The sequence below is a fragment of the Mesorhizobium sp. M7A.F.Ca.US.005.03.2.1 genome (assembly GCF_003997795.1).
Lineage (GTDB): Bacteria > Pseudomonadota > Alphaproteobacteria > Rhizobiales > Rhizobiaceae > Mesorhizobium > Mesorhizobium ciceri.
The window spans coordinates 1-475 of record NZ_RZRP01001602.1 but is presented as its reverse complement, the minus strand read 5'-3'; the positions used below and the strand labels follow the sequence as shown (position 1 = coordinate 475).

General features: G+C 59.6%; 1 pseudogene. It reads left to right on the top strand.

Annotation, left to right across the window (positions count from 1 at the left end):
- Positions 1-403: pseudogene (locus EN991_RS39385) on the top strand (hypothetical protein); the annotation flags it as partial.
- Positions 404-475: the final 72 nt, after the last annotated feature.

The window sequence follows — 475 nt, the reverse complement described above, 5'->3', positions numbered from 1 at the left end:
TGCCAGCCTCAATCTGCTGCTGCTAAAAATCCCGCTGCTACAGGTGAAGGGTTCGGCTGGGGCCGACGTCACCAACGTCAACCCGACCAACCTGGTCTTCAATAAAACCGAGATCGCTGCCAAGATCATAAAGGCGACGCCAACACGGGACCTGACCCAGACGCTGACCGCGTCACTTGTCAACGATCTGTCGCTCTACGTCGGTTCGCTTGGCATCATCGGGCTTGACCTAACCGCCATACTCGGCGTCGTGAAGCAGCCGGTGCTGGCTTTGTTGAAAACCGTGACCGCACCAGTCGACACATTGCTTTACAGCCTGCTCGATACGCTCGGCGTGCATCTCGGCGTGGCCGATGTCCGGGTCACCGGCGCGACATGCGGACGTGCCGTGCTGGTGCAGTAACGTCGCGGGATATCAGTCGAGCCTGCCCAAAAAGGCTCCGAGCGCTGGCAGCAAAAGCTCAGTCTCGACGAC